General features: G+C 32.3%; 22 protein-coding genes. 13 read left to right on the top strand and 9 right to left on the bottom strand.

The features are described 5' to 3' along the window. Nucleotides 1–111 precede the first annotated feature (111 nt). Genes hypF through ACXJH6_RS02665 form a run of 3 tightly spaced genes read left to right on the top strand, consistent with a single transcriptional unit; the run spans nt 112 to nt 8,450 of the window. Nucleotides 112–2,265: a carbamoyltransferase HypF gene (gene hypF / locus ACXJH6_RS02675; protein WP_456470223.1), complete on the top strand. Its 2,154-nt coding sequence runs from the start codon at nt 112–114 to the stop codon at nt 2,263–2,265. Between the two features lie 15 nt (nt 2,266–2,280). After that, nucleotides 2,281–5,187 carry a site-specific DNA-methyltransferase gene (locus ACXJH6_RS02670; RefSeq protein ID WP_456470222.1) on the top strand — a complete coding sequence of 969 codons (2,907 nt, stop codon included), beginning with the start codon at nt 2,281–2,283 and terminating at the stop codon, nt 5,185–5,187. After that, the gene (locus ACXJH6_RS02665; RefSeq protein WP_456470221.1) at nt 5,187–8,450 is read left to right on the top strand and encodes a DEAD/DEAH box helicase family protein; all 3,264 of its coding nucleotides are present in this window, start codon (nt 5,187–5,189) and stop codon (nt 8,448–8,450) included. Before ACXJH6_RS02670 ends, ACXJH6_RS02665 begins: the two co-directional genes overlap by 1 nt. Here ACXJH6_RS02665 and ACXJH6_RS02660 read toward each other — a convergent pair. Beyond that, nucleotides 8,442–9,056: a hypothetical protein gene (locus ACXJH6_RS02660; RefSeq protein WP_456470220.1), complete on the bottom strand. Its 615-nt coding sequence runs from the start codon at nt 9,054–9,056 to the stop codon at nt 8,442–8,444. The two genes, ACXJH6_RS02665 and ACXJH6_RS02660, sit on opposite strands and share 9 nt — an antisense overlap. Then, entirely contained in the window at nt 9,053–9,574 is a 522-nt protein-coding gene (locus ACXJH6_RS02655; protein ID WP_456470219.1) for a hypothetical protein, read from the bottom strand. Before ACXJH6_RS02655 ends, ACXJH6_RS02660 begins: the two co-directional genes overlap by 4 nt. Before the next feature lie 342 nt (nt 9,575–9,916). On the opposite strand from ACXJH6_RS02655, the gene cbiM reads away from it, so the two are divergent. The 10 genes from cbiM to mnmH are packed head-to-tail and all read left to right on the top strand — an operon-like array spanning nt 9,917 to nt 17,057. Continuing rightward, nucleotides 9,917–10,561 carry a cobalt transporter CbiM gene (gene cbiM, locus ACXJH6_RS02650; protein WP_456470218.1) on the top strand — a complete coding sequence of 215 codons (645 nt, stop codon included), beginning with the start codon at nt 9,917–9,919 and terminating at the stop codon, nt 10,559–10,561. After that, nucleotides 10,558–10,863 carry a PDGLE domain-containing protein gene (locus ACXJH6_RS02645; protein WP_456470217.1) on the top strand — a complete coding sequence of 102 codons (306 nt, stop codon included), beginning with the start codon at nt 10,558–10,560 and terminating at the stop codon, nt 10,861–10,863. Before cbiM ends, ACXJH6_RS02645 begins: the two co-directional genes overlap by 4 nt. After that, entirely contained in the window at nt 10,853–11,398 is a 546-nt protein-coding gene (locus ACXJH6_RS02640; protein ID WP_456470216.1) for an energy-coupling factor transporter transmembrane component T family protein, read from the top strand. The genes ACXJH6_RS02645 and ACXJH6_RS02640 overlap by 11 nt, the downstream gene beginning before the upstream one ends. Beyond that, on the top strand, nt 11,391–12,140 hold the full coding sequence (locus ACXJH6_RS02635) for an energy-coupling factor ABC transporter ATP-binding protein (protein WP_456470215.1): 750 nt from the start codon (nt 11,391–11,393) through the stop codon (nt 12,138–12,140). Before ACXJH6_RS02640 ends, ACXJH6_RS02635 begins: the two co-directional genes overlap by 8 nt. A 39-nt stretch (nt 12,141–12,179) precedes the next feature. After that, nucleotides 12,180–12,890 carry a hydrogenase nickel incorporation protein HypB gene (gene hypB / locus ACXJH6_RS02630; protein WP_456470214.1) on the top strand — a complete coding sequence of 237 codons (711 nt, stop codon included), beginning with the start codon at nt 12,180–12,182 and terminating at the stop codon, nt 12,888–12,890. Between the two features lies 1 nt (nt 12,891). Continuing rightward, nucleotides 12,892–13,203, top strand: a complete 312-nt coding sequence (locus ACXJH6_RS02625) for a HypC/HybG/HupF family hydrogenase formation chaperone (protein ID WP_456470213.1) — start codon at nt 12,892–12,894, stop codon at nt 13,201–13,203. After that, complete coding sequence (hypD, locus tag ACXJH6_RS02620; RefSeq protein ID WP_456470212.1) at nt 13,200–14,315, top strand: hydrogenase formation protein HypD; 1,116 nt, start codon at nt 13,200–13,202, stop codon at nt 14,313–14,315. The genes ACXJH6_RS02625 and hypD overlap by 4 nt, the downstream gene beginning before the upstream one ends. Nucleotides 14,316–14,323: 8 nt before the next feature. Next, entirely contained in the window at nt 14,324–15,304 is a 981-nt protein-coding gene (gene hypE / locus ACXJH6_RS02615; protein WP_456470211.1) for a hydrogenase expression/formation protein HypE, read from the top strand. A 27-nt stretch (nt 15,305–15,331) separates the two neighbouring features. Beyond that, nucleotides 15,332–16,036 carry a bifunctional demethylmenaquinone methyltransferase/2-methoxy-6-polyprenyl-1,4-benzoquinol methylase UbiE gene (gene ubiE, locus ACXJH6_RS02610; protein WP_456470210.1) on the top strand — a complete coding sequence of 235 codons (705 nt, stop codon included), beginning with the start codon at nt 15,332–15,334 and terminating at the stop codon, nt 16,034–16,036. Nucleotides 16,037–16,055: 19 nt separating this feature from the next. Then, nucleotides 16,056–17,057: a tRNA 2-selenouridine(34) synthase MnmH gene (gene mnmH / locus ACXJH6_RS02605; protein ID WP_456470209.1), complete on the top strand. Its 1,002-nt coding sequence runs from the start codon at nt 16,056–16,058 to the stop codon at nt 17,055–17,057. On the opposite strand, the gene ACXJH6_RS02600 is transcribed toward mnmH, so the two are convergent. The 7 genes from ACXJH6_RS02600 to ACXJH6_RS02570 form a co-directional block, all read right to left on the bottom strand. Beyond that, complete coding sequence (locus ACXJH6_RS02600; RefSeq protein ID WP_456470277.1) at nt 17,019–17,777, bottom strand: ABC transporter permease; 759 nt, start codon at nt 17,775–17,777, stop codon at nt 17,019–17,021. The two genes, mnmH and ACXJH6_RS02600, sit on opposite strands and share 39 nt — an antisense overlap. A 74-nt stretch (nt 17,778–17,851) precedes the next feature. Beyond that, nucleotides 17,852–18,850, bottom strand: coding sequence for an ABC transporter ATP-binding protein (locus tag ACXJH6_RS02595; RefSeq protein WP_456470208.1), 999 nt, complete (start codon nt 18,848–18,850; stop codon nt 17,852–17,854). Continuing rightward, nucleotides 18,837–19,841: a tungstate ABC transporter substrate-binding protein WtpA gene (gene wtpA / locus ACXJH6_RS02590; RefSeq protein ID WP_456470207.1), complete on the bottom strand. Its 1,005-nt coding sequence runs from the start codon at nt 19,839–19,841 to the stop codon at nt 18,837–18,839. The genes ACXJH6_RS02595 and wtpA overlap by 14 nt, the downstream gene beginning before the upstream one ends. A gap of 141 nt (nt 19,842–19,982) precedes the next feature. Then, nucleotides 19,983–20,915, bottom strand: coding sequence for a formate dehydrogenase subunit gamma (locus ACXJH6_RS02585; RefSeq protein ID WP_456470206.1), 933 nt, complete (start codon nt 20,913–20,915; stop codon nt 19,983–19,985). 12 nt (nt 20,916–20,927) lie between these two features. Next, a complete protein-coding gene (fdh3B, locus tag ACXJH6_RS02580; RefSeq protein WP_456470205.1) occupies nt 20,928–21,521 on the bottom strand; it encodes a formate dehydrogenase FDH3 subunit beta in 594 nt (197 codons plus the stop codon). Nucleotides 21,522–21,531: 10 nt separating this feature from the next. Further along, nucleotides 21,532–24,357: a molybdopterin-dependent oxidoreductase gene (locus ACXJH6_RS02575; protein ID WP_456470276.1), complete on the bottom strand. Its 2,826-nt coding sequence runs from the start codon at nt 24,355–24,357 to the stop codon at nt 21,532–21,534. A gap of 459 nt (nt 24,358–24,816) precedes the next feature. After that, nucleotides 24,817–25,555: TorD/DmsD family molecular chaperone (locus tag ACXJH6_RS02570; protein WP_456470204.1), on the bottom strand; the 739-nt coding region annotated here is incomplete at its 5' end.

The following is a 25,555-nucleotide window of genomic DNA, read 5'->3' as shown; positions in this document are numbered from 1 at the left end:
ATTTCTTTAATTTTGTATTTATATACTTTCAGTGCGAAAAAGCTTTTTCATTTTTTCTCCTTTTTTATTTTTTCCTCCTTTTTTTCATTATAATTTCAAAAAAGGTCTCACTTGAGATACAGATATAAAATCAATGGAATTGTCCAGGGTGTAGGTTTTAGACCGAGTGTTTATAAGATAGCCAAAAATCTTAATTTAAAAGGATTTGTATTAAATAGCGGTGATGGTGTTATAATAGAAATTGAAGGTAAAAACGCTTCAAAATTTATAAATAAACTAAAAAACAATTTACCGCCGTTAGCTAAGATAGAATCTATTGAAGAAGAAATTCTCCCTTTAGCAAATTATAAAACCTTTGAAATAAAAGAATCGAAAAACAGTTTAAAAACGACTTCAATTTCTCCTGATAAATCGATTTGTGATGAATGTATTAAAGAGATGTTTGATAAAAACAACAGACGATACTTTTATCCTTTTATAAACTGTACCAACTGCGGTCCGAGATATACTATCATAGAAAATATTCCTTATGACAGAAAAAACACCTCAATGAAAAAGTTTAAAATGTGTGAGGAGTGCTATAAAGAATATACAAATCCTCTTGATAGAAGATATCATGCAGAACCTATAAGCTGTTATAACTGCGGCCCTAAACTCAGTGTTTTAGAAGGTGGAAATTTTAAAGAGATATCTTTTGATAATGAAATAGAAAAAATAAAATTTATAGCCAATAAAATAAAAGAGGGAAAAATCGTTGCTCTAAAAGGGCTTGGGGGATTTCATCTGATGTGTGACGCTACGAATAAAGAGGCGGTTTTGGAACTTAGAAAAAGAAAAAGAAGACCCTCAAAGCCGTTTGCTTTAATGTTTAAAAATCTTGAACAGATTAAAGAATATGCCAAACTTACTCAAAAAGATGAAGAATTAATAAATTCTTATGAAAAACCTATCGTTTTAGTAAAAAAGAAAAAAGAACTCCCGGGTATTGCCGATAAAATAGACAGATACGGCGTGTTTTTGCCATATACTCCTCTTCATCTGCTTTTATTTGAATTTTTGGATTTTCCACTTGTCGCTACAAGCGCGAATGTTTCAGACGAGCCTATTATCAGAGATTCAAATGAGCTAATAGAAAAGCTTGGAAGTGTGGTGGATTATATTCTTGATAACAATAGAGATATAATAAACGCATGTGATGACAGTGTGGTTCAGGCAGTTGGAGAAGATATTATTACTATGAGATGTGCAAGGGGTTACGCTCCTTTTAGCATAAAAACAAAAAACTCTCTTAATATTTTAGCGGTCGGGGCAAATCAAAAAAACACAATTTCTCTTTCTTTTGGAGATAAACTAATTTTATCTCCTCATATAGGAGATTTACAAACGCTTGGAAGTGTTGAATATTTTGAAAGAACGATTAAAACTTTTAGAAGACTTTATGATTTCAATGAGGATATTATAATATGCGATAAGCACCCATATTACGAATCTACAAAATGGGCTTTTAAGCAAAATAAAAAAACTTATCAAATCCAGCACCATTACGCACATGCGCTTTCTACTATGTTTGAATATGACTTAGACGGTGAATATCTATGTTTTATATTTGACGGTACCGGATATGGAGATGACGGGACAATTTGGGGAGGTGAAATATTTATAGCCGATAGGCATAAATATAAGAGAATTCATTATATAAAACCTTTTAAATTAATGGGAGGCGAAAAGGGGGTAAAAAATCCTGCTAATATGGCGGTGGCATTAATTAACGATGACTTAGCTAAAAATTATCCTAATTACAAAATAGCAAAAACTCTAAAAAACGGCTCTTTTCCTTTGACAAGCTCTATGGGAAGAATATTTGATATAGTGGCATTTCTTGGCGGTATGATTGAAAAGAATGAATGGGAAGGTTTAAGCGGACTATTAATTGAGAGATATTATAACCCTAATATAAAAGAAACTGTTGAACTGAATATAGATAAAGAGATAGATTTTAGGCCTCTTCTTAATTTTGCGGCAAAACATAGGGGCGATTTTGAGAGAGTTTCAAGTGTGTTTTTAAATTCTATTATTAAAATGATTGAAAATATTTCAAAAATTTATGATTTACCGATAATTGTCGGAGGTGGGGTGTTTCAAAACAAAACTCTTCTTGGTATAATAAATAAAAAACTAAACCCGTATTTTAATAAAAAGATACCGATTAATGACGGCGGAGTCAGTGTAGGACAGGCTGCATGGGGGATTTGGAATCTAAAATAAATCTAAAGGGATATAATGGATAATAAAACAAAGTTTATAAATTTAATGGAAAATGATATTTTCGGATTGGACAGGGAGCTTGATTTTGGAATATATCATCTTTTTAAAGTTTCTAAAAAACAAATTGAAAAAATTTTGAAAAATATTGCAGAAGATGCGGATGATGATATTTATGATTATTTGTATAATTTTTTTTCATTATATTATGAAGGTGGAGATTTTGGATATACAAAGAGAGCATTTGCTACGTTTACAATCCCTTATATTCATAAAGAGTACCAAACAGATTTAAAAGAAAAATGTAGTTTTGAATCTTCTCATTCTTTTTTTTATGATGGAGAAGAAACGAAATTTACTTGGAAAACGGAAGATAGCTACTATATAAAATCTTCAAAATATTTTAATAAATTGATTGCAAAAATCGGAGATTATGAAATCATTTTTAAAGTAGTTGGAGAAGATGAAAACTTTGACAGTAAAAAAACAAGACTTTTCAGGTTTATAAATGCTAAAAAAGACGATAATAAAATAATTCTTAATTTTAATATCTCAAATACCCAAACACCAAAGCATGTTATATATTTGGTAGTAAGAAATATGATTAAGAAAGGTTTAGAAGAATTTGAATATGTTAAAAGCGAAGATTTTGAAAAAATTCCCTCACAAAACTCGCTTTTTAGCAATTTTGAAATAGAGAATTATAAAAAATATCTTTTTAAAGACTCAAAATCTATTTTTGAAAACAAAAAATCTGGGGAGGAAGATAAAGTTCAAATTTTTTCATTTCCTAAACTTTATATTACAAAAAAAGATTATATTGAAAAAGTTTATAACAAAAATGAGTTAAAGAATTTACTAAATAAAAAGACAGTTGATTTGGACAAAGATATAGACAGAATTTTTGAAGAAGACGAAAATTTAGAGTTTTTTTACAAGCTTGACAGAGTATTTAACGACTTTATAACAGGAGTTGACAGTGATTATTTTATTCACAAAAATTTAAAAAGATTTTTATTAACTGAACTTGATAAATTTATTAAAAATTATGTTTTGTATGATACAGAAAAGTTATTAAGCAAAGAGGGAGAAGACTTAAGAAAAAAAGCCCTTAAATTTAAACAAAAAGCGGAGGAGCTTATTGATTTTTTAGCGGCGGTTGAGGAGTTTCAAAAATATATTTGGGAGAAAAGAAAACTCATAAAAAAAGTTCATTATATTATCTCAAGTAACAAATTGAAAAATGATGAAGATTTGCTGAAGGAAATTTTAAAGAACAAAAATCAAACTGACGAGTGGAAAAATTTAGGATTATGCGATAAAAGTCCGAATATTGATGATTTAAAACAAAAGCCATATCCGGTTGATACAAAACATTTTGATGAAGAATTTAAAATCAGGCTTTTATCCGGGTTTAGCGATTTGGACAGTGAGACTGACGGAATTTTAATAAAAAGCGAAAATTTTCAAGCACTTAAATTTTTAGAACCAAAATTTAAAGAACAGATTAAATGTATTTATATTGACCCTCCATACAATACGGGAAATGACGGATTTGTTTATAAAGATAAATACAAAAAATCAAGCTGGCTTAGTATGATGAACGACAGACTGAGATTAGCAAAAGATTTAATGAGAGATGATGGGGTTATTTTTAGTAGTATTGATGATAATGAATTAGATAATTTATCTATTATTTTTAATCACATTTTTTCTAAAGAGAAATTTATTGCAAAATTACCAAGAACAGTAGGAACTGTTCCTAAGACAACAACTATAATTCAAAATCGGCACGATTATGTAATATGTTATGTAAAAAAAAAGATGAATGTTTTTGGTATTGATGACAATATTTCACAAGAACATTTTAAATTTAATGATAATGATGGAAGAGGAGAATATGCTTTAATTCATCCATTAGATTCAGGAACTATTAGATATTCTTCTAGTTTAGATTATAAAATATATTTTAATGGAAAATATTTTATTCCAGGAGGACATTTAAAAGACAAACCTGCGAATACATGGTCTTGGAGATGGAATAAAGACTTAGTAAAATGGGCGATTAAAGAAAATTTAATTGTAGAAAAAAATAATCGATTATATACTAAAAATTATAAAAGCATGAAAATTGAAAAAAATGGAAATTCGTATAAATTAGTAAAAAAAGAAATTGGCAAACCATATACTAGTGATATTTTATTTTCAGAAAATTTTGGAAATAGAGTAGCAACAAGAGAAATAAACAGTTTATTTAATGAAAATGTTTTTAAAAACCCTAAACCTACCAAATTAATTGAAACTTTAATTTCAATGATTAAAGATACTAATTTAATTCTTGACTTTTTTGCGGGAAGTGGTACAACAGGTGATGCTGTTATAAGGTTGAATAAAGAAGACGAAAGAAAAAGAAAATTTATTTTAATTGAGGTAAATGATTATTTTGAAACCGTAATAATCCCGAGAATTAAAAAAGTCAGTTTTTCAACAGAATGGAAAAATGGAAAAGCTCAAAAAAGCAATGGAATTGGTGGAATTTATCAATATATTTATTTGCAACAATACGACGAATTTATTGAGAATTTAAAAATTGAATTAAAAGAAAGTGATATAGAAGCTGAATATCTTTTTAATCCGCTAAAAAACAATATAAATGAAATTGAAATTAAACCGACATTGGAAATATTGTTTAGTTTTATTTATCATAAAGGTTTCAAATTAAAAGAGGTAAAAAAAGAAGAGAATTTTTTAATTGGAATTTGTGAGGAAGGAGTGGTTGTTTTAGGAGAGGGCAAAACCGATTTTAAACAATTCTTAGATAAATATACTTCAAAAGTATATACCAATTTGAAACCAGAAAATAATATAAATCCGGATAAAAATGAAATCGAAATAATTACAAGTGCTGATTTTAAAGGTATATGATGGAATTAAAACTTTATAAAGAGATTATAAATGAACTTAAAAATAGTTATGAAGATATTGACTACTTTATAGATAATCCTACGGAAGAATTTAAATATTTAATAGAAAATGATGAGTATCTGAAATTTGATTTTAGTGATATTGAAAAAAAGCTTGGAGTAAAACTTAGATATTATCAAAAGCTGGCAGTCTATTTTTCAAACTATTACCTAAACAACTTTTTTGATAAAAAACAAAATAACCAACTTGCCTATTGGATGGCTACAGGAAGTGGAAAAACACTTATTATGAAAGCAGATATTATTAATTACTTAAATTGTCTGAAACAAAAAGGTGAATTAAAAACAAATTCTCAAATAGAGATAATAATTACTTCATCATTAGCAGATTTAATTGAGCAGTTAAGAGAGGAATTTGCTGGGTTTGTAGAGAAGTTAAAAAGTGATTTTAATATAGAAAAAATTACCATTGATACTATTCAGTCCCTTATGAACAAAGATGAGTATAATCAAGCTTTACAACCTAACGAGTTTAGAATAGTTTTAGCCGATGAAGCACATATCGGGCTTAGTTCAAAAAGCAGCGCATTTAAAGAGTTTAAAGATAAACTTGTAAAAAATAAAAAACAATCTTTTTTATTTGAATACTCAGCTACTTTTTATGAAATATCAGATGAATTACAAAAGGAGTATGAGGAAAAAATCGTTTTTGATTATAACTATGATAAGTTTTTTAGGGATTTTTATGGTAAAGATTTTAAATTTGGAATAATTAAAGCAGATGCACTTGATAATGAAAATATACAAGAAAATATCAAACAGAATTTAAATGATTTTAATGAAAAATTAACAGCATTTGAAAAATGTAATAAGTTTGAAGATAAACCGCTTTTAGTGGTAGTCGGTAATAAAGTAAATGTCAAAAGTAGTGCAAAAAAAGAAAAAGAAAGTCTTAAAAATGAATTAAGCGATGTTTTGATGTTTATTGAGGAGATAATTAATTTAAATGACGAGCAGGTAAAAAATTATGAGAAAATATTTAATACTTCTTCTAAAACCGACCTTTATTTAATTTACAACAGGACGGATGATGAATTACTTTTGGCTTTTGATGAAAATAACCCTTTTGGACTTGTAAATGTAGGAGATAGTGCAGGATTGATTAAAGAGTTGAGGAATAAAAATGGAGTAGTGTATAGAGAAAAAAATTTTATAGATGAGAACTGGAAGTTTAAAAATATAGATAGTAAAAATTCTCCTATAAATATATTAATTGGAAGCAGAAAATTCAGTGCAGGATGGAACAGTTTCAGGGTTAGTCAAATTTGTCTTATTAATTTCGGGGTTGGGAAAGGAAATACGATTATTCAGATTTTTGGAAGAGGGGTTAGATTAAAAGGAATTAAAAACGATGGGAAAAGGAAAACTAATTATGTAGATGAAAACAGCTTTAAAACAGAATTTAAGCCTTATTCAAGTGAGAGTAGGTTAAGCAAAGAGGAATATGATAATTTAAAGTATCTAGAGACTCTTTTTATCTACTCTTTAAAATCTACATATTTAAAAAATTTTATTGAAGCTCATACCTCAATATTCAAACAAAAAATAATTTTAAAAAAAGAGATAAATAAAAAGTGTAAAGTTAAAAGTATAGTAATTAAAAATGATTTTGATTTTGTAAAGATTAAAAAAATTGAAATTAAAGATGGCAGAATATCTTATGAATATGATAATAAAAAGTATGAATTTGATATTAATTTTAAATTAAAGCTTGGAGAAAGTGAATTAGAAATTGATGAAAGTTTATGGAATTATATTCAAACAGATGAGTTGGAGAAATTTATACATAATAAAGATTTTGTAATTGATTTAGATACTCTAAAAAATTTAGTAAGAAATAAAAAAATAAAGATATTTTATGATGAAGAGCTAAGTGTCAAAAAATTTGAAAATTTAATCTATAAACTTATAAATAACTTTGAAAAATATATTTTCAAAAAAATAGAGAAAAAGAAAAAGAGTTATAAATTAGAAGATATCGAATATCCTTATGATGAGTATAAAGTAGAGGTTGTTTTGGAGAAAAAAGCAGATATTGATATGTATAAAAAAATTTTAGTTGAGGTAGTGGAGTTTATAAAAGAAAAGTTAGATAAAAATTGTCAAATGCCAGAAATAGATACTTTAAAAGTATTATCAAAAGTAACTGCAAAAGAGCAAAAAGTTGATATTGAGAAACTTTTTGAACAGATTAATATTTCATGCCATAATCCTATTGCCTTGCATCCGGAAAAAAACTTAGCACTGGAAGATGATAAAAACAATAAAAAGTCGCAGCAAAAGAGCCTGTTTGATTATATAAAAGAACAAGAAAAAAATATTGAAAAAATTTCAATTTCACCGGATAGTTTAGATAAATATGAAAAAAGATTTTTAGATGATTTAACAAAATATATTAATGAAAAGAAACTAAAAGTTAAAGTATTAAGAAATATTCCTAAAAAAGGGAGTGGAATAATTGGTGAAAAAGATGATTTTTATCCAGATTTTGTAATCGAATATAAAAAGGATAAAACCACTCATATAATCTTTTGCGATCCAAAAGGTATAAGAGACCCTAAAAATTTATTTAAAGTTTGCTTAGCTCCTTATTTGCTAAAAGAGTTAGAGCAGGATAATTTAAAATTTCATTCATTTATAATTTCACATACAGATTTAGAAGATATAAATTGGCCTCCTGTTAAAGGTCTGAGTGAGGATAAATGTTTTGATTATTTTAATTTGCTTTTTTATAGAAAAGAGTATATTAAAAAAATTTTTGAAAAAATAGAAAATGACACTATTGCATCTTATTATCAAGAATTTAAAAAAACAGGTGTTAATAATTTAGAGGATAATATTTTGTTTTATTTTAAGCTTAAAGATAAGTTTGAAAAAATTAAGAATATACAAATAATTGAAGATTTTTTTAATGATTTTGAAACAAAAAGTGTTAATGAATTGAACAAAGATTATGATATTTGCAGTAAAGCAATAAAAAAAGATGAAATATTAAGGCTTTTTGTATTAAAATATATTATTAATATTTCGCAGGAAGAATATAATGAGATTTGTAATAATTTATCTTCTTTAAAAGAATTATTTAAAAATAAAAAAAATTTAATATCAGAAATTGTAGCGGAAATTTTTGCTATCCCTGCTCAAGGAATACTTACAAAATTTGGAAAAGCGTTAATAGAAGATGTCAAAAGGAATCTAAAATAAATCTTTAACCTCGATTTTATATCCGTTAAATCTAAATTCCGCTTCTTTTAAATAATAAAAAAACTCTTTTTCGCTTATTCCTTTGAATCTTTTTATGAACTCTTCAAAAAAAATCCAGAATTTTTTTATGGTTGTTTTTTCATAAATTTTAATGATTTTACTTTGTCGAAACATAGACTTTATTTCATTTGGAGAGAGAGTTTCATAATTTTTCATATTGCTTAACATTATGTTGTAAATGTTACCACCGTAATCTATAGTGAGAAAATTTTGTGCTTTGTAAATGGAGTTCGGGCTTTTTTTTAATGATTTCGGAATATACAGGTACTCTTCGAATTCATTAATGTTTTCTTTTTTCAAAAATTCCTTTTCACATATATCGGCTATTACTCTTCTTATGTGTTTTATCTCTTTGACAACTGCGGCATAAGATATGTTATATTTTTTGCTGATTTCATTTGGTGTTAATAAATCCAAAAAGCCTTTTAAGATTTTTGCTTTTCTTTCTATTTTTTTGGGTGAAAATTTTCTTTTACATTTTGCACATTTATAGTATCCGTCTTTTAGTTTATATAAAATATAGTGTTCGCAGTAGATACAGCTCATTTCTTAGGCTTTAATATACATACAATTAAAACTCCAGGTACTCCTAAAATTCCTAAAAACCCAAGATATTCACTTCTGTTTTTATGTTTTGCTATAACACTGCTAAGTGCCACAAATCCTATTCTGGCATATGCTATAAGAGATACACCTAGAATAAAAGCGATAATAGCGAGTGTCTGATTTTGTATTTGATTAAATCTTGTCAGATTTACCAAAAACCCTCCGAAAATATTCATAATTACAAAAAGTATAAAAAGTTTTAACGGGTCTTTGAAATAAAAAGCATTTAAATAATTTTCCGCTTTTTTAACGTAATAATAGATTGAAAAAATAATAAGTCCTAAATTTATATAAAAATATAAAGGATTGGTGAAGCTTAGCAAAAACAATACGGCAATAACAAACGGAATAATTAAAGAGATATGAGAATATTTTGTCTGCGGGATTGTAAGAGGTTCTTTTTTACACAAAATAATAGTTACGATGATAATCAAAAGCTCAATAATAAAAAAAAGCATTTTTTTCTCCTTTATTTTAGTTCTATTATTATACAAGAAAAAAGTTTTTTTAAGCAACATTTAAGAAATTTAGTTATTATTTCTTAACCATTTTAAAAAATCCTTTTTCTTAACTTTTTTTTAATATAATTGAGTTATTATTCGTTCAACCTTTTAGAAAACCTCTTCTTTTTTTACTACTTTTCAAATCCTTTGACACTTTCTGCAAAACAGTTATTGATGTATGTTATCATAAAATTTATCAATTGTTTTTTAAATAGTCCTAGAAGTATACAAGAAATATTTAATTTTAAGTTTTTTTTAAGTTAGTGAGTTACAATTCATTCAAAAAAAGGGGAAAATATGCATATAGCCGACGGATATCTCTCACCTGCAACCGTTTTAGCCAGTTATGCCGTAGCAGTGCCTTTATGGATTTACGGATTTAAAAAATTAAAAGAAAAATTAAATGAAGAAACTCTGCCTGTTATCGGAGCATTGGCGGCATTAAGTTTTATTATTATGATGTTTAACGTGCCGGTTCCGGGAGGTACGAGCGGTCATGCTATAGGAGCTGCTCTTATTGCTATACTTTTTGACCCATGGATAGCTTTTGTGAGTGTTAGTCTGGTTTTATTGATTCAGTCAGTTGTATTTGGAGACGGGGGTATAAGCGCCTGGGCTGTTAATTCTCTGTCAATGGGATTTGTAGCAAGTTTTGTAGGATATTATGTCTTTAAAGTTTTAAAAGATAAAACAAGATTTGCCCCTTTTATAGCAGGGTATGTTTCAATAGTAACAGCTTCTTTCGTTGTGGCGACAGTGCTTGGAATTCAACCGATTTTTTGGAGCGAAAACGGGCATCCCTTATATTTTCCTTTTGATTTAAAAATCACTATTCCGGCAATGGTTGGGGAACATATGCTGTTTTTTGGAATAGTTGAAGGAATTTTTACTCAGCTTATTTACGGATTTCTAACAAAAAAAGAATTGAAGGAAGTTCAATGAAAGAGATTAAAAAAAGATTATTGATAATTTTAGGGGTAATGTTGGCCTTGGTGCCTCTTGGACTTCTTACGGATAATCCGGCATGGGGAGAGTGGGATTTGGATTATTATAAACAAAAACTTGGATTTGTCCCTGAAGGAATTGAAAAAGCGGTAAGTATCACTCCTTTAATTCCGGATTATGAAGTGCCGGGACTTGGTACTGTAAGCGGGTATTATTTGAGCGCAATTATAGGAGTGGTGCTTGTTTTTGGGCTCTATTTTATTTTAATAAAAATTTTAAAAGCTAAAAATGAATCTTAAAAGAATTTTTTTTATTCTTCTTTTTTTCCTTCTTTTGTCATTAAAAAACATGGAAATAATTGCTTTATCGTTAGCTTTATTTTTAATTTTTACGTTTGTTTTGGATAAAAATCTCAAGCTGTTTATAAAATCGCTAAAAGCTGTTTTATTGTTTAATTTAGGGGTAAGTATAGGTTATGTAATACTCTCTTTTTTTAAAAATATCGACCCTTGGCATTATATTTTGTATATAAATTTGAAAGTAGTTTTAATGACATATTTTGTTTTTTGGTATTTTAATAAAATAAGCATTGTTGAATTTTTTGCTTTTAGCAGAGAATTTAGTTATCTTTTGACTATTACTTTATCTCAGATTTATTCTTATAAAAAAACATTTATCGATTTTAGGGACGCGTTTAGAGCAAGAGTTGTAAATTTAAGAGATAAAGAAAAGCAGTTTATTGTTAATACGTTTAAATTTTTTCTAAACAAAGCCATGAAAGATTCTAAAGAAAGGGCATTGGCTATGAAAGCAAGGGGATTTTTTGATGATTAGAATAAAAAACGCTTATTTTGACTATGAAGGTCAAACGGCATTAGAAGGAATAAATTTTAAAATGGAAAAAGATAAAGTTGTTCTTCTTGGGAGCAACGGGAGTGGAAAATCGACTTTTTTAAGAATAGTTGCGGGGCTTTATTTTTTAAAAAAAGGCGAATATTTTTTTAAAGGTAAAAAAATTACGAAAAAAAGCGTTAATAAAGAGTTTAGAAAAAGTATAGGCATATTGTTTCAAAATCCGGAAGCGATGATATTTAACCCTACCGTATATGATGAAATTGCTTTTTCCCTTAAAGAATTCGGGTTTAGTGATGTGGAAGATAGGACGATTGAAATAGCTAAAAAATTTGGAATTGAAAAACTTTTAAAAAAATCTCCCCTAAATCTCAGCGGAGGTGAAAAACAAAAGGTAATGCTGGCTTCTGTTTTGGTTTATGAACCTGAAATTCTGCTTCTTGACGAACCAACGGCCGCTATGGACCCGAGAACCACAGGATGGTTTATAGATTTTATGTATGAACTGAATATTCCGGCTATTATAGCAACTCACGATTTGGCGGTGGCATATGAGATAAGTGAGAGGGCTGTTGTTATGAGTGAAGAACATAAAATTATTTTTGATGGAGATATGGAAGAGCTTATGAAAGATTTGGATATATTAATTAAGGCTAATCTTATTCATAAACACAAACACAAACACAAAAAATTTATTCATTCTCATTATCATTTGCATTTTTAAAGTATAATACGGATAAATAATAATTCATAAGGAGCAAAAATGGCGGAAATTATTAATGAAGATATCAAAAACAATCCTCAGTTATCACATAAAGTGACTGTTATTGAAAAAATTTTAAGTAAAAATAACGCAATGGCTGAAGAGATAAGAGAAGAGTTTAATAAACATAAAATTACGTGTTTTAATATGATGAGCTCTCCGGGAAGCGGTAAAACGACTACGCTTGAAAATCTGGCTGAAAAACTTCCTTTTAAGTTTGGAGTTATTGAAGGGGATTTGGAAACTTCTAGAGATGCCGATAGAATAAGAAATAAAGGGATATGGTCATTTCAGCTTCAAACGGGACGTGCTTGTCATCTTGATGCCGGAATGGTAAAACACGCAATTCCTCATTTTCCGTTTGAAGATGTTGAAGTGGCTTTTATTGAAAACGTAGGAAACTTGGTATGTCCGGCAAGTTATGATGTGGGGGCTCATTACAATATGGTATTCGTAAGCGTACCGGAAGGTGATGATAAAATTGAAAAATACCCTGTAATGTTTAGAAAGGCTGATATTGTGGTAATTACAAAAGCCGATATGTTAGACTTTTTTGATTTTGATGTTGAAAGGGCAAAAGAAGCCGCTCAGAAATTAAAACCCGGAGTGCCGGTTGTTTTATTAAATAACAAAACGGGTGAAGGTCTGGATGAGATAATCGAATGGATTAAAGAGAAACGTCAAGAACATTTAAAAAATTTGGAGGGTTAATATGTGTTTGGCGATACCGAGTAAAGTTTTAAAAATTACAGAAGACAATATGGCTGAGGTTGATACTTTGGGAGTTAAGAGGGTCGTAAGTCTTGATTTGATGCCAGAACCCGTAAAAGAAGGGGATTATGTGTTAATCCACGTGGGATACGCAATGGGTAAAATAGACGAAAAAGAGGCATTAGAGAGCATAGAAGTTTATAAACAGCTAGCCGAAGCGGCAATGGAAGAAGATTATGAAATAGACCCAGAAAAACTGGTAACGGAAGAGGGTCCGCTTCTTTATAAACCGCCTACAGAGGAAAATACATGAGTTTGAGTCTGAAAGATTTATATTTCAAATTCCGGGACCCGGAAGTGATTAAAACATTAAATACGTTAATTCATAAAGAGGCTGAAAAACTTAAAGAGCCTATGAGGGTTATGGAGATATGCGGAGGGCATACCCATACGATTATGAAATACGGGCTTAAACAACTTATGCCTGAAAATATTACCTTTATTCACGGTCCTGGATGTCCTGTTTGTGTAATGCCAAAAGAGAGAATTGACCATGCAATTGAGCTTGCCAAACAACCGGATGTAATCTTAGCTACCCTTGGGGATATGATAAGAGTGCCCGGAAGCAAATCAAGCCTTGCCAAAGTCAGGGCCGAAGGAGCATATGTAAGACCTCTTCATTCTACGTTTGACGTGTTACAAATAGCAAAAGACAACCCCGATAAAAAAGTTGTGTTTTTTGCGATAGGTTTTGAAACTACTACTCCGATGACAGCGGCTTTAATGGATAGAGCGTTTAAAGAAGGTGTTAAAAATATATATTATCATATAAATCATGTTCTTGTACCGCCTCCTATGCGCGCAATTATGAATAGCGGAGATGCTAAAATAAACGCTTTTATAGGACCAAGCCATGTCAGTGTTATAATCGGGGCAAAAAGTTATCAGTTTTTGGTGGATGAATATAATACTCCTGTAGTGGTAGCCGGGTTTGAGCCTGTGGATGTAATGGAGAGTATTTTAATGCTTTTAAAACAGAAAAATGAAGGCAGATGCGAAGTTGAAAATCAGTATAAAAGAGCTACAACCTGGGAAGGTAACGTAGTAGCGCAAAAACTTATAGAAAAATATATGGATGTCAGGGATACTTTTAGATGGAGAGGTCTTGGAGATATTCCAAAAAGCGCTCTTAAACTAAAAGATAAATATGCTGAATTTGACGCAGAAAAAATATGGGCGGATGTACTGCCAAACGAACCTAGTGATGACCACAAAATGTGTATCTGCGGGGAGATATTAAAAGGGCTTAAAACTCCTAAAGACTGTAAAGTATTCGGCATGGCATGTACTCCAAGCAATCCTCTTGGAAGCTGCATGGTAAGTGACGAAGGTGCTTGTAATGCTTATTATAGATATGCCAGATAGGAGATAATATGAAAAAAATAACTTTAGCTTACGGTGGCGGTGGTGAAGAGACTAATAAACTCATAAACGACCTTTTTTATAAATATTTCGATAACGAAATTCTAACTTCGGCTGAGGATGCGGCTGTTATAAATTCGGAAGGGAAAATAGCTTTTACCACCGATTCTTTTACGGTCAGCCCTTTGTTTTTTAACGGTGGGAATATAGGTAAGCTCTCAGTTGTTGGTACTTGTAATGATATAGCAATGATGGGGGCAAAACCTGAGTATTTAACATGCGGGTTTATGATAGAAGAAGGTCTTACGTTTGATGAACTCGAAAAAATAGTAAAGAGTATGAGCGAAGAGCTGAAAAAAGCGGGTGCTAAAATTGTGGCCGGAGATACGAAAGTGGTGCCTGCTGGAAGTGTGGATAAAATTTTTATTAATACTTCGGGAGTCGGGAAGGTAATAAAAGAAAATATTTCGGCTCATAATATAAAACCGGGAGATAAAATAATCGTAAGCCGAGATATCGGAAGACACGGAACCGTTATTATGGCTCACAGATACGGGGTAGAAACAAATATCGAAAGTGACTGTAAACTTTTATGGGATGAGGTAAAAGCATTAATAGATGGAGGTATTGACATAAAGGCTATGCGTGATGCCACAAGAGGCGGAATAAGCGCGGTTTTAAACGAATGGAGCAGGGCTAGCGGAGTGGGTATTGAGATAGATGAAGACAGACTTCCTGTTAGTGATGAAGTGGTTGGGCTTTGCGAAATATTCGGATTTGAACCTGTGGATTTGGCAAACGAAGGAACATTTGTTTTAGCTGTCGGGGAAAAAGATGCTAAAAAAGCCGAAGAGATATTAAAAACTTTCAATAAAAACGCTTCAGTAATAGGTGAAGCCGTAAGCGGTGATAAAGTAGTGTTAAAATCGCCTTGGGGTACAAAAAGGGTAATAGAACTTCCAAAAGGTGAACTTTTACCAAGGATTTGCTGATTTAAAAATTTTATATTAGGAGTGAGGGTGAGCAGACAAGAACAAATTGTTAAAATGTTTGATTCTATTGCCAAAAGATATGATTTTGTAAATAGGGTTTTAACGTTTGGAATTGATAAAAAATGGAGGGAAAAGTCAATAAAAACAGTTTTAAACCTTATAAATAAACAAGAAATAAAGGTACTTGACGTTGCCTGTGGGACGGGCGATATGATAGAGATTTGGAAAAAAGAAGCAGCAAGAAAAGGAATAAAAATTACCGTCTGCGGTCTTGACCCAAGCAGCGGAATGCTTGAAGTCGCAGAAAAAAGATTTTCTGATGTAAAGTTTTATAACGCTTATGCCACTGATATACCGTTAAATGATGAAAGTGTTGATGGAATTAGTATCTCTTTTGGAATAAGAAACGTAGTGGAAATTGAAAAAGCGATAAAGGAATTTTACAGGGTCTTGAAAAAAGACGGTATAGTTTTGGTACTTGAATTTACAAAAGCTGAAAAAACTCATAAATTAAGAGAATGCGTGGATTTTTATTCAAATAAAATTTTGCCTAAAATCGGCGGTATTCTCAGTAAAAATAAAACTGCTTATGAATATTTGCCTCATTCGATTGAAAATTTTTATACTCCAACCGAACTAAAAGAGCTTTTCGAAAAAAACGGATTTAAAACCGAAAAACTTTCATCGTTTAATTTGGGACAGGTTACTCTTTTAATAGCGAGAAAATTTTAATTTAAATAATGGGGAAACGATGAGTGTTATAGGAATTGAAGAATTTTTAAATGAAAAATTCGATTATATTTTAGATGCGAGAAGTCCTAAAGAATTTAAAGAATCCCACATTCCTGGCAGTAAAAATTTTTATGTATTAAATAATGCTCAGCATTCTTATATAGGTAATATGTATAAAAACTATTCAAAATTTCAGGCAAAAAAAGAGGCGGTTAGTTTTATGCTTGAAAATATTTCGGCACAGCTTAAAGAGTTTGACGCGAAACCCGGCAGTAAAATTGCGGTTTATTGTGCAAGGGGAGGAAAACGTTCAACCGCTCTTTATACAATACTTTCACAACTTGATTACAGGGTTTATAAACTTGAAGGGGGTTATAAGGCTTATAGAAAATGGGTACTTAATTATTTACAAAAATTTCCTCATAAAAATTTTATAGTATTAAGAGGTAACAGCGGATGTGGCAAAAGTGAACTTTTAAATTATCTTAAACCTTCTTTGGACCTTGAAAAACTGGCAAATCATTACGGAAGTCTTTTTGGAAACAGGGGTCCGCAGCCCTCTCAAAAACAGTTTGAAAATGAGATAGCCTGGTTTTTATATAATACAAATCCTCACAAACCTATATTTGTTGAAGCTGAAAGCCCAAGAATTGGCAATCTTATAATACCTAAACGGCTACATCAAAGAATGTTAAGCGGAATTCAGATAGAAATCACCGCAGATATAAGTGAAAGAATTAAAAGAATTGTTAAGTATTACGGAAATATAGATAAAAACGAATTTATTAAAAATCTGGAAAAAATAAAACCTTTTATATCGGGAAAAATTTATGAGGAAATAAAAGAGAATTTTAATAAAGGAAATCTTGAAAAAGTGGCGGAAATTTTGCTTTTGGAATATTACGACAAAAAATATAAAAAACAAAAAGCTGATTTTATAATTAAAAACGAGAATTTACAAAAAACAATACAAGAAATTAATTCAATAGCCGCTTCTGTTGTTAAGCCATCTGATAGTTAAAAAAATAATTACTGAAAAAATAATCATTAAAGCCGCGACGGGTGCGGAATAATTCAGTCCGAAATTAATAAATCTGTCGTATATTAGCACCGGTACGGTCATAGGATGATAAGCAATTATTACCACTGCTCCGAATTCACCTAGACCTCTTGCCCACATCATAAGCATTCCGTTAATAATATCTTTTTTGGCATTTGGAATTACGATTTTTATAAACGTTTCAAATTGATTTGCCCCAAGAGAACGCGCAATATTTTCAAGCTTAACATCTACGTTTTTAAAGCCTTCTTTTGCCGAATTTATAAGATACGGAGCTGATAAAAACATCATAGCAGCCATTATACCGGTTGTGGAATCAATAAATCCGAGCCCTACGGAATTTAAAAAGTTTTGAATTTTTTCAGTGCCGAATGTCATAAGAAGTGCGATACCCGCAGCCGTATGAGGTACCATAGTAGGAATGTCTATAATACTTTCAAGAAGACTTTTTCCGAAAAACTCATATCTTGCTATGATATAGGCAAGAGGCAGCCCGGTAAATAACACAAAAAGTGTAGCCATAAAAGATACTTTCATTGTAAGAAAAATAGAGTTTAAAACTTCTGTATCTTTAATTGTTTCAAAATAAGCATCCATACTGACGCCAAAAATCAGTTTTAATAAAGGAATAGTTAAAAATAAAACCAATACTCCTGAAAGGATTATAAATATTTTTTTCATCATTTTAACATTCCTTATGGTTAATTAGTTTTAAGTTTATTAATTTTCCATTGTCCATTGTCAATTTTCCATTCTTATATAAACACCACATCTTTTTTATTAAAACAGATGTAAATTTTTTCTCCTTTATTAATTAAAAGTTCTTCAAATCTTTTTTTCGGTGTTTTAATAAAAAACTGAAATTCTTTTACTTTTACGAATATTTTATAATGGTCTGTTATTCCCATAACTTCTTCGATAATTCCTTCAAAGCAGTAATCACTGTTTAACGGGGTTTTAGTGATAATAATCTGGTTTGGATCAATTGAAAAGTATTTGTGAGAATTTTCAAATCCTAAAAGAGATATGTCAAAAAGATTTTTAAAGCCCAAAAATTTAGCAACTTCTAAGGAATTTGGATTTTTAAGGACGTTTTTGGCATCCCCTGTCTGTAGCAAAATACCTTTTAGTATAATTCCGAGTCTGTCGGCGAGATATGAAGCTTCCCTGAAGTTATGGGTTACATGTATTACTGAGAGGTTGTATCTTTTAGGGAGCTCTTTTAAGTTTTTCATAATTTCGTTTCTCATAGTAGGGTCTATGGCACTAAGAGGTTCGTCTAACAGCAGCAGTTTTGGCTGAGAGTATATCGCTCTGGCAAGCGCCACTCTTTGTTTTTCACCGCCGCTTAGATTTTTAATGTCTCTATTTAAAAGATTTTCTATTTGTAAAAAACTGACTAAATCCTCAAAAAGCTCTTTATTTTTTTTATGATATTTTTCGGAAAAACGAATATTTTGTTCTGCGTTTAGATGAGGAAACAGGGCAAAATCCTGATATAAGAACCCGAAATTTCTTTTTTCGGGAGGCAGGTTTGTAATATTTTTGCCTTCAAGGTATATTTCACCTTCAATTTCCTGAAATCCGGCTATACTTTCAAGTAAAAGCGTTTTACCGCTGCCTGTTTTCCCGAGCAGAACAAAATATTCGTTTTTTTCAATATCAAGTGAAAGAATATTGAGTTTAAATTTTCCTTTTTTTAAAAACAGGTCTTTTATTTCTAATAATTTTTTTTCATTTTCACTTTTTTTCACTTCTTTCACCTTTTATCCCTTTCCATTTTTCACTTTTCACCCCGCCACTTTCCAAGTGGCCGGGTTCGCTGCGCTCATTTTCCATTTTCCATTCTCCATTTTTAATAACTCCCTGTCCGTTTTTTTGCATAATAGCCTGACCTTCGGGTGAGAGGACGAATTTGACGAATAAATCGGCGCCTTTTTTATTAGGGGCGTTTTTAAGTGCGGTAACGCCGTATATCATCGGTTCGCCTTTTTTTACAATGAATGTACCCGGTTTTTTACCCGTTATTTTAAAGCTTGCCTGTTTGTAAAAATCAGCATATTCTTTTCTTCCTAAATTTATTTCCGGGGGAAGATTAATATATTTAAGTCCGTGCTGTTTGGCTACCGATTTGTAAATAAAGAGATAATCAAATGCACCGGCTTCAAGCAGTCCTAAAAGGTCTGTTTCTTTCGGTCTTACTATCACTTTATTTCGGTTTTCCTCACCGTTTGTATAGTAATCCCCGTATCCTAAGAGTTGGTCGTAAAAGTAAGGTTTTTTATAATAAATTCCGGCCAGTTTTGCAACTATTACGGCCCTGTATCCGCAGGGGTCAAGGTTTGGGTTTGAATGTCCGACTTTTATTCCCGGTTTTAAAAGAATATCAGTCCAATTTTCAGAATTAATTATATTTGCGTATTTTGAATGAGGGGTAAAAGCTATTACCATTTCGTTTGTTGCAAAAAGTGCGTTAAATTTTGCATATTTAGGTATTAAAAGATTGTCAATTACTTTATAATCCGCACTTGCCATAACATCGGCTTTTTTGTTCAAATCCGTAATTTTCCTCGCACACGCCCGGCTTCCGGCTGCTTCTCTTATTACATCATACTGAGGGTATTTTGATTCGAATTTTTTTTCTATCTGCGAGAAAGGGACGCTTAAACTTCCGGCATGAAACACTATGATTTTTTCAGCACCGAATAATGCCGTTACAATAAGCGATAAAAAAATTTTTTTCATTTTATTTTTTCCTTAAAAACTTATTTTTTATATTTTATAGTTTATGATACGTTTTTATTGTCTTATATATGACAAATGAGCATATTTTTTTATGCTATTTTTGCATATTTTTAAATATAAAAAAAAGCCCCTAAAAAGGGCTTATTTTTCGCATTTTTCGGCTAATTCTTTATCTTTGCCTTCTTTTATTATTCTTTTGTAAAAGATTGAATGAAGATGTTTTAATTCATCTTCACTTTTGCAACCGTCAATCATGCTTTGGAGTGAACCTTTAATGGCAAAAAGACTCATATATAAATGAGTAAAAAAGAATGCTACGACGATTATGGCTAACAATAGATGAACGATGACTGCTAATCTTAATAAATCGATGTGATAAAAATTTAAATTTTTAAGGAGGGCTATGTCAAAATCCTGAAAATACATCATAACACCGGTAATAATCATTATCATTCCGCCAAGTGTCGCCAGCCAATACCACATTTTTTGTCCGGCGTTAAATTTATCTGCCGGGATTTCTTTTTTTTCTTTACTGAGGTATCCTCCTAAAATCATAAACCATTTTATATCCCAAAGTCTTGGTAGCATATCTTTAAGCCACATTAAAAACATTGGAATAACAGCAATACCAAATAATACGGCGCCTATGTCGTGAAGATATCTTGCAAATCTTACAGGAGTGCCTCCACCGAAAAATTTGGCATAAATAATTATTATTCCGGTCGGTACCAAAAGAACAAAACCGGCTGCCGCAATCCAGTGAATAATTCTTTGCCAACTCGGAAATACCAAAAATTTTCTACCGTGATGAGAAAATATTTTTGGTCCTATTATTAAATAATGAACTAAAAAAACGGTGGGAACGGCGATTAAAACAATCAAAAAAATAGTTTTAATCCAATGGGTTTGGAGATATAAAAACAATTCTCCATATTTATGCCATCCGGGTATCGCTTCTATTAGTTGCGGTGATATAAGCGCACTTCCATGATGGACGGGAGCCTGATTAGGCTCCGCCAAAGGAACTGTGCCTGCAAAGGCAAAAGTGCCAATTATAGGCATTATTTTTTTCATAACAAATCCTTATTAATAAGCTACGTCCCACCCGTAAGGTGTCATAGGACCTTTACCTTTTGCTGCTTCTCTTGCTCTTTTAATAGCAGAAACGCTTTCAGCGTCACCTACTATAAGTGCGTTTGTAGAACATACTGCCGCACACATAGGAACTTTGCCTTCGGCGATTCTGTTTTGACCGTAAAGTTCATATTCTTCTATTGAATTGGTAGGTTTAGGACCTCCCGCACACATAGTGCATTTATCCATAACCCCTCTAATTCCAAACGCGCCGTCTCTTGGGAACTGAGGAGCTCCGAAAGGACATGCGTATAAGCAGTATCCGCATCCTATGCATTTGTCTTTATCGTGAAGCACTATGCCATCTTCTCTGATATAGAAACAGTCCACCGGACATACCTGAGCGCAAGGTGCGTCGGTACAGTGCATACAGGCGATTGATGTTGAAAATTCTTTACCCTCGATTCCTTCATTTAGCGTAATAACTTTTCTTCTGTGAATGCCAACCGGCAGCTCATGTGCCTCGGCACATGCTACCGTACAGGCATTACATTCTATACATCTGTCTTCGTCACAGTAAAATTTCATTCTTGCATATTCATACATCTTTTACTCCTTACGCTTTTTCAATGCGGACTAAGCCCACTTTTGTTTCAGGAATCTGGGTAATAATGTCATATCCGTAGTTTGTAACGGTATTTGCCGATTCGCCTGTTGCGTATGGTACTAAACCTTCAGGGTAATTATCTCTCAAATCCACACCTTGCATAAATCCTGCGAAATGATACGGTAGGAATATTCTGTCCGGTGCAACTGAATATGTAAATCTTGCTTTAACTTTGATTTTGGTTCCTTCAGGTGAATGAATCCAAATCATATCTCCGTTATTAATACCGTGTTTGTAAGCAAGTTCAGGATTGATATCCGCAAACATTTCAGGCGCAAGAGCAGCCAAATATTTGCTGTTTCTTTCAATAATTCCGGCACCGCTGTACATTACAAGTCTTCCTGTCACAAGTATAACAGGGAATTCTTTTGACCAGTCTGTTTTCTGAATTGATTCATATTTAGTATCAACTCTGTAATGGTTTTTCTTATCATGGTAAGTCGGATATTTTTTAGCCAAATCATATCTTGGCGTATGAAGAGGCTCTCTGTGCATTGGGATTTTATCAGGGAATGTCCAAACATAAGCTCTCGCTTTTGCGTTACCGTAAGGCGCTACGCCGGCTTTAAGAGCATATTTGGCAATAAGTCCGCTTAAATCCACTTTCCAGTTTTTACCCATTATTGCTTTTTCGTGAGCTGATAGTTTAATTCCTAAAACTTTTTCAATATTGTCTTTTGTAAGTTCAGGATATCCGCCTTTAACTTTTGCACCTTTAATTGTGGCTCTTGGACCCGCTAATAGGCTTTCGCCTTTATATTCGGTTCCAAATCTTGCCCTGAATCCCATACCGCCTTCGCTGACAGGTATGTCAATGTTATACAGTACCGGGCTTCCGGGATGTGTTTCGCTCCAGCACGGCCATGGCAATCCGTAGTATTCGCCTTTCATAGGACCGATACCTTTAAGTGTAACCTCATCAAACATATGCCAGTTTTGCTGATGTTTTTTAAGTCTTTCAGGCGTCCATCCGGTAAGTCCGATTGTTTTGATGATTCTTGCAATTTCGCGTGTGGCGTCTTCGGGCCATTTGAATGTATCTTTTACTTTTACGGCTTTTCCGTTTCTAACACCCATCATCATGCCTCTGACGAATTCATCGTAAAAGCCGAATTTTTTAGCAAAGATGAACATAATTTCTTCGTCCGTTTTGCTCTCATATAACGGATCCACGACTTTGCTTCTCCACTGAGCCGTTCTGTTTGTAGCCGTTACGCTTCCTTCACATTCAAACTGGCTGGCAGTCGGAAGGATATATACGTTGTCTTTTTTGTTTGTAATAACAGCGGCTTCGTTTGCAAACGGTTCGGCAACTACAAGCAGGTCTAATTTATCAAGCGCCTGTTGGACTTTTGCCTGTTGCGCGATTGAAGTAATACCGTTACCTTGTACCCAAAGCGCTCTTATAGGTGCGTCGGAATACGTTTTTTCTTCCTGTAATACTCCCTGCCACCATTTAGCAAGTGTAAATCCTTTTGTATGCATCCATTTTTTAGATGCAAATCTTTTTTGAAGCCAGTTAAAATCAACACCCCAGTTATGTGCGAAATATTTCCAGCTTCCTTCACTAAGTCCGTAATATCCAGGAAGTGAATGAGACAGACAGCACATATCGGTAGCACCCTGAACGTTGTCGTGACCTCTTAGGATGTTACATCCTCCACCGAATTTACCCATATTTCCAAGTGCCAACTGAAGTATAGGAGCCATTCTGGTATTGGATGAACCGATTGAGTGCTGGGTTAATCCCATGGCCCAAATAAGAGTTCCGGGTTTGCTTGTAGCATAAGCTCTTGCAATTTTATATACAAGGCTTGCCGGCACACCCGTTACGTCTTCAACTTTTTCAGGTGTCCATTTTTTAGCTTCTTCGATTACATGATCCATTCCGAATACTCTGTTTTTGATGTAATCAGGATCATGCCATCCGTGTTTGAAAATTAAGTGAAGCATTCCATACATAAACGGAATATCCGTTCCAGGTCTTATTTTTGCATAAAGGTCTGCTTTTGCAGCCGTTTTTGTATATCTAGGATCAATTACGATTAACAGTGCATCGTTTCTTTCTTTAGCTTTTAATATATGTTTAAATCCTACAGGATGGTTTACTGCCGGGTTGGCACCAAATATAATAATAGCTTTTGAATTTTGAATGTCTCCAAGATGGTTTGTCATAGCGCCATAACCCCATGTGTTCGCGACCCCCGCGACTGTTGCGCTGTGTCAGATCCGTGCTTGGTGATCTATATTGTTCGTTCCCCAAAATGCTGCGAATTTTCTGAAATAATATGCCTGTTCGGTGCTCATTTTAGCACTACCTAAAAACATTGCAGCATCAGGTCCGCTTTCTTTTCTGATTTGAAGCATTTTTTCACTGATTTCGTTAATAGCTTCATCCCAACTTATTCTTTTCCATTTCCCGTTTACTTTTTTAAGAGGATGTTTAACTCTTTTTTCAGTTCTTACATAATCTATAGAATCGATACCTTTACAGCAGTGGCTTCCGTGGCTGATAGGATGGTCTTGTGCGACTTCCTGTCTAACCCACACACCGTTGTGAACTTCTGCTATAATTCCACACCCAACTGAACATGTAGTACATACAGTTTTAACTTTTTTACTTCCAGGGTACGGGTCTTTGATTTCTTCATCGGTGGCATTTCTAACAGCAGGTGCCGCATTTAGCATTGTAGCACCGGCTACACCTGATAATGCCGCCATTTTCAAAAAGGCCCTTCTACCCACTTTCGGATTCATTTTCTCTAGTGAGCTCATTTTTTCTCCTGAAAGGGCGTTTTTGTAATAAAGTTCCCAGTTTTTGGTTTTGCGATAAAGAATCTCTTTTTTCGGTGAGTGTCCTCTTACCACACCGTTGTCATTTTCCGGCTGAGCGGATTTGGCAAAGGCTAGTGTAGAAGAAGCGACACTCAGTGCTCCGATTCCAAGAGCTCCTTTAAGAAAGCTTCTTCTTTTCATTTTTGCTCCTTTTTTTAAGATACCCCACAAAATATTCATTTTGCGTGGGCCCCAAATTTATACCCCAAAAAACTTTCAGTTTTTCGGGGACCTCAGATTTTTACCCCACAAAATATTCATTTTGCAGGGGATCTGTTTTTTCGGATTTATCTCGTAAGAGATAACGGCAGGACTCGGTTAAGCCCTGCGGTTATATCTTAATACCCCAAAAAACTTTCAGTTTTTCGGGGACCCCTTTTTAATTTTCCATCTACTATTTTAAACTTCATCCTCAACATCTCCGCCTTCTTCAAGGTTGCATACCAAGCTTTCGCTCTCTTTTTTCTTACGTTTTTTTCTGAGTGCAGCTTCTTCGTCGGCTATACATACATTACAAACTTCTTTTTTAATTTTTTCAATTACCGGTTTTGGTTTTTCAAGGAATATCCTTTCACTTTCAATAAACGCTTTTAACACAACCGCTATGTCTTTATAAAGATTTGAAGCCTCATGCATATACACATTTTCTATAAAGTCGTCTATAAAAGTGTTTAAAATATCAAATGTTTTATTCTCAAGCCACTCGGATTTTTCATCGCCTTTTAATTTTTCAAGTATCAGATACTGCATAAACGGCAAGATAAACCCTATGTCATCTTCGCTGTCTTTGTACTCTTCGTTTTTTCTGAATTTAGAGCTAAGCACAATATCCACCATTTTAACTTTCATTTTGCCGTTTTCTATTTCCTCATCGTAAAACGACGCTGTTGTTGGAACCGGATCTTGAGAGAGGTCGTAAAAAATTTCATCATACTCATTTGCTAATTTTTGAGTATCGTAATTTTCCACAAAATGTTCAAGTGCTTTTTTTGAATTTTCTTCAAGGGCGTGTTCTTTTAGGATTTTTGCTGCTTCCTTTACTCCTGTGAATCTGTCTTTATCATAAGTAAAAGTAAAAAGTTTTGAAAAAAAACCGTAATAAAAAGCTCTTGCTTCGTTAATTTCCCTGTTTTGCATT

This window comes from Caminibacter sp., from assembly GCF_053999135.1.
Note: the sequence above shows the minus strand (reverse complement) of the source record. Positions and strands in the feature narration are given on the sequence as shown.

What these genes read in the sequence shown, in the direction of transcription:
- hypD (WP_456470212.1), top strand. Translation starts at nt 13,200, where the DNA reads ATGAGTTTGAGTCTGAAAGATTTATATTTCAAATTCCGGGACCCGGAA.
- ACXJH6_RS02625 (WP_456470213.1), top strand. Translation starts at nt 12,892, where the DNA reads ATGTGTTTGGCGATACCGAGTAAAGTTTTAAAAATTACAGAAGACAAT.
- fdh3B (WP_456470205.1), bottom strand. Translation starts at nt 21,521, where the DNA reads ATGTATGAATATGCAAGAATGAAATTTTACTGTGACGAAGACAGATGT.
- ACXJH6_RS02600 (WP_456470277.1), bottom strand. Translation starts at nt 17,777, where the DNA reads ATGAAAAAAATATTTATAATCCTTTCAGGAGTATTGGTTTTATTTTTA.
- ACXJH6_RS02645 (WP_456470217.1), top strand. Translation starts at nt 10,558, where the DNA reads ATGAAAGAGATTAAAAAAAGATTATTGATAATTTTAGGGGTAATGTTG.
- cbiM (WP_456470218.1), top strand. Translation starts at nt 9,917, where the DNA reads ATGCATATAGCCGACGGATATCTCTCACCTGCAACCGTTTTAGCCAGT.
- wtpA (WP_456470207.1), bottom strand. Translation starts at nt 19,841, where the DNA reads ATGAAAAAAATTTTTTTATCGCTTATTGTAACGGCATTATTCGGTGCT.
- ACXJH6_RS02640 (WP_456470216.1), top strand. Translation starts at nt 10,853, where the DNA reads ATGAATCTTAAAAGAATTTTTTTTATTCTTCTTTTTTTCCTTCTTTTG.
- hypE (WP_456470211.1), top strand. Translation starts at nt 14,324, where the DNA reads ATGAAAAAAATAACTTTAGCTTACGGTGGCGGTGGTGAAGAGACTAAT.
- ACXJH6_RS02660 (WP_456470220.1), bottom strand. Translation starts at nt 9,056, where the DNA reads ATGAGCTGTATCTACTGCGAACACTATATTTTATATAAACTAAAAGAC.
- ACXJH6_RS02635 (WP_456470215.1), top strand. Translation starts at nt 11,391, where the DNA reads ATGATTAGAATAAAAAACGCTTATTTTGACTATGAAGGTCAAACGGCA.
- ACXJH6_RS02670 (WP_456470222.1), top strand. Translation starts at nt 2,281, where the DNA reads ATGGATAATAAAACAAAGTTTATAAATTTAATGGAAAATGATATTTTC.
- hypB (WP_456470214.1), top strand. Translation starts at nt 12,180, where the DNA reads ATGGCGGAAATTATTAATGAAGATATCAAAAACAATCCTCAGTTATCA.
- mnmH (WP_456470209.1), top strand. Translation starts at nt 16,056, where the DNA reads ATGAGTGTTATAGGAATTGAAGAATTTTTAAATGAAAAATTCGATTAT.
- ACXJH6_RS02655 (WP_456470219.1), bottom strand. Translation starts at nt 9,574, where the DNA reads ATGCTTTTTTTTATTATTGAGCTTTTGATTATCATCGTAACTATTATT.
- ACXJH6_RS02665 (WP_456470221.1), top strand. Translation starts at nt 5,187, where the DNA reads ATGGAATTAAAACTTTATAAAGAGATTATAAATGAACTTAAAAATAGT.
- ACXJH6_RS02585 (WP_456470206.1), bottom strand. Translation starts at nt 20,915, where the DNA reads ATGAAAAAAATAATGCCTATAATTGGCACTTTTGCCTTTGCAGGCACA.